Origin of the sequence: Halomonas sp. B23F22_20 (genome assembly GCF_043496985.1) — a bacterium.
Classification (GTDB): domain Bacteria; phylum Pseudomonadota; class Gammaproteobacteria; order Pseudomonadales; family Halomonadaceae; genus Halomonas.
Genome location: NZ_JBIEKH010000039.1, coordinates 19327 through 23589 on the forward strand (window position 1 = coordinate 19327; position 4263 = coordinate 23589).

Here is a 4263-nt window from a genome sequence, read left to right on the forward strand (position 1 = left end):
AGGACGGCAATGTCCTCGACGAGCGCACGGTGACCCAGGACGATCTGGATAACGGCGTTCCGGTGGAAGTACCGGTTGCCGAAGGCGACACCGAGGTTAGCGTCACCGCCACGGTCACCGACCCGACCGGCAATACCGCCAGCGACGACGATCAGAAGCCGATCGACAATGTGCCGCCGGCGGTCTCGGTCGAGCTGACCGGCAGCGGTGACGACGGCACCTACAGTCAGGACGAGATCGGCGACGACGGCACCGTCACCGCTGACGTCACCCTGGAAGAGGGTACCGAGGTCGGTGATACCTTGGTGGTCACCGACAAGGATGGCAACGTCCTCGACGAGCGCGAGATCACCCAGAGCGACCTGGACAACGGCGTGACCGTCGAGGTCCCCGTCGAGCCGGGCGATCCCGACGTCAGCGTCACCGCCACGGTCACCGACCCGACCGGCAACACTGCCAGCGACGACGATCAGAAGCCGGTGGACAACGTACCGCCCGCGGTCACGGTCGAGCTGACCGGTAGCGGCGACGACGGTACCTACAGCCAGGACGAGATCGGCGACGACGGCACCGTCACCGCTGACGTCACCCTGGAAGAGGGGACTGAAGTCGGTGATACCTTGGTGGTCACCGACAAGGACGGCAACGTCCTCGACGAGCGTGAAGTCACCCAGGACGATCTGGACAACGGCGTCAGCGTCGAGGTCCCGGTGTCGCCGGGCGACACTGACGTCAGCGTCACCGCCACGGTCACCGACCCGGCCGGCAACACTGCCAGCGACGACGATCAGAAGCCGGTGGACAACGTACCGCCTGCGGTCACGGTCGAGCTGACCGGTAGCGGCGACGACGGTACCTACAGTCAGGACGAGATCGGCGACGACGGCACGGTCACCGCTGACGTCACCCTGGAAGACGGCACCGAGGTAGGCGACACCCTGACGGTCACCGACAAAGACGGTAATGAACTGCTGAATCGTCCGGTCACCCAGGACGATCTGGACAACGGCGTTACGGTGGAAGTCCCGGTTGCCGAAGGCGACACCGACGTCAGCGTGACCGCCACGGTCACCGACCCGGCCGGCAACACCAGCAGCGACGACGATCAGAAGCCGGTGGACAACGTACCGCCCGCGGTCTCGGTCGAGCTGACCGGCAGCGGCGACGACGGTACCTACAGTCAGGACGAGATCGGCGACGACGGCACCGTTACCGCTGAAGTCACCTTGGAAGACGGCACCGAAGTGGGCGATACCCTGGTCGTGACCGACAAGGATGGCAACGTCCTCGACGAGCGCACGGTGACCCAGGACGATCTGGACAACGGCGTCAGCGTCGAGGTCCCGGTTGCCGAAGGCGACACCGACGTCAGCGTGACCGCCACGGTCACCGATCCTGCCGGCAATACCGCCAGCGACGACGATAAGAAGCCGGTAGACAACGTACCGCCCGCGGTCTCGGTCGAGCTGACCGGTAGCGGCGACGACGGTACCTACAGCCAGGACGAGATCGGCGACGACGGCACCGTCACCGCTGACGTCACCCTGGAAGAGGGGACTGAAGTCGGTGATACCTTGGTGGTCACCGACAAGGACGGCAACGTCCTCGACGAGCGTGAAGTCACCCAGGACGATCTGGACAACGGCGTCAGCGTCGAGGTCCCGGTGTCGCCGGGCGACACTGACGTCAGCGTCACCGCCACGGTCACCGACCCGACCGGCAATACCAGCAGCGACGACGATCAGAAGCCGGTGGACAACGTGCCGCCCGCGGTCACGGTCGAGCTGACCGGCAGCGGCGACGACGGTACCTACAGCCAGGACGAGATCGGCGACGACGGCACGGTCACCGCCCAGGTCACCCTGGAAGACGGCACCGAGGTCGGCGATACCCTGACGGTCACCGACAAAGACGGTAATGAACTGCTGAATCGTCCGGTCACCCAGGACGACCTGGACAACGGCGTCAGCGTCGAGGTCCCGGTGTCGCCGGGCGACACCGACGTCAGCGTCACCGCCACGGTCACCGACCCGACCGGCAACACCGCCAGCGACGATGATCAGAAGCCGGTGGACAACGTGCCGCCCGCGGTCTCGGTCGAGCTGACCGGTAGCGGCGACGACGGCACCTACAGCCAGGACGAGATCGGCGACGACGGCACGGTCACTGCCGAGGTCACCCTGGAAGAGGGTACCGAGGTCGGCGATACCCTGACGGTCACCGACAAAGACGGTAATGAACTGCTGAATCGTCCGGTCACCCAGGACGATCTGGACAACGGCGTCAGCGTCGAGGTCCCGGTGTCGCCGGGCGACACCGACGTCAGCGTGACCGCCACGGTCACCGACCCGACCGGCAATACCAGCAGCGACGACGATCAGAAGCCGGTGGACAACGTACCGCCCGCGGTCTCGGTCGAGCTGACCGGCAGCGGCGACGACGGTACTTACAGCCAGGACGAGATCGGCGACGACGGCACCGTCACCGCTGACGTCACCCTGGAAGAGGGGACCGAGGTCGGCGATACCCTGATTGTTACCGACAAGGACGGTAATGAACTGCTGAATCGTCCGGTCACCCAGTACGACCTGGACAACGGCGTTAGCGTCGAAGTCCCGGTGTCGCCGGGCGACACTGACGTCAGCGTCACCGCCACGGTCACCGACCCTGCGGGCAATACCGCCAGCGACGACGATAAGAAGCCGGTGGACAACGTGCCGCCCGCGGTCACGGTCGAGCTGACCGGCAGCGGCGATGACGGTACCTACAGCCAGGACGAGATCGGCGACGACGGCACTGTCACCGCTGACGTCACCCTGCAAGACGGCACCGAAGTGGGCGATACCCTGGTCGTGACCGACAAGGATGGCAACGTCCTAGACGAGCGCGAGGTCACCCAGGACGATCTGGACAACGGCGTTAGCGTCGAAGTCCCAGTCTCGCCTGGCGACACCGATGTCAGCGTGACCGCCACGGTCACCGATCCTGCGGGCAATACCGCCAGCGACGACGATCAGAAGCCGGTGGACAACGTGCCGCCCGCGGTCTCGGTCGAGCTGACCGGCAGCGGTGACGACGGTACCTACAGCCAGGACGAGATCGGCGACGACGGCACGGTCACCGCTGACGTCACCCTGGAAGAGGGTACCGAGGTGGGCGATACCCTGATTGTTACCGACAAAGACGGTAATGAACTGCTGAATCGTCCGGTCACCCAGGACGATCTGGACAACGGCGTCAGCGTCGAGGTCCCGGTTGCCGAAGGCGACACCGAGGTTAGCGTGACCGCCACGGTCACCGACCCGGCCGGCAATACCGCCAGCGACGACGATCAGAAGCCGGTGGACAACGTACCGCCCGCGGTCTCGGTCGAGCTGACCGGCAGCGGCGACGACGGTACCTACAGCCAGGACGAGATCGGCGACGACGGCACCGTCACTGCCCAGGTCACCCTGGAAGACGGCACCGAGGTGGGCGATACCTTGGTGGTCACCGACAAAGACGGCAACGTCCTCGACGAGCGCGAGGTCACCCAGGACGACCTGGACAACGGCGTTACGGTGGAAGTCCCGGTTGCCGAAGGCGACACCGACGTCAGCGTCACCGCCACGGTCACCGACCCGACCGGCAATACCAGCAGCGACGACGATCAGAAGCCGGTGGACAACGTGCCGCCCGCGGTCTCGGTCGAGCTGACCGGCAGCGGCGACGACGGTACCTACAGCCAGGACGAGATCGGCGACGACGGCACGGTCACCGCTGACGTCACCCTGGAAGAGGGTACCGAGGTGGGCGATACCCTGATTGTTACCGACAAAGACGGTAATGAACTGCTGAATCGTCCGGTCACCCAGGACGATCTGGACAACGGCGTCAGCGTCGAGGTCCCGGTTGCCGAAGGCGACACCGAGGTTAGCGTGACCGCCACGGTCACCGATCCTGCGGGCAATACCGCCAGCGACGACGATCAGAAGCCGGTGGACAACGTGCCGCCCGCGGTCACGGTCGAGCTGACCGGTAGCGGCGACGACGGTACCTACAGCCAGGACGAGATCGGCGACGACGGCACGGTCACCGCTGACGTCACCCTGGAAGAGGGGACTGAAGTCGGTGATACCCTGACGGTCACCGACAAGGACGGCAACGTCCTCGACGAGCGCGAGGTCACCCAGGACGACCTGGACAACGGCGTTACGGTGGAAGTCCCGGTTGCCGAAGGCGACACCGACGTCAGCGTCACCGCCACGGTCACCGACCCGACCG

General features: G+C 65.8%; 1 protein-coding gene. It reads left to right on the forward strand.

Annotation, left to right across the window (positions count from 1 at the left end; all coding sequences use genetic code 11):
* Nucleotides 1–4263 (forward strand): beta strand repeat-containing protein (locus tag ACGTN6_RS19980; RefSeq protein ID WP_394594737.1); only part of this gene is annotated, 4263 nt, incomplete at both ends.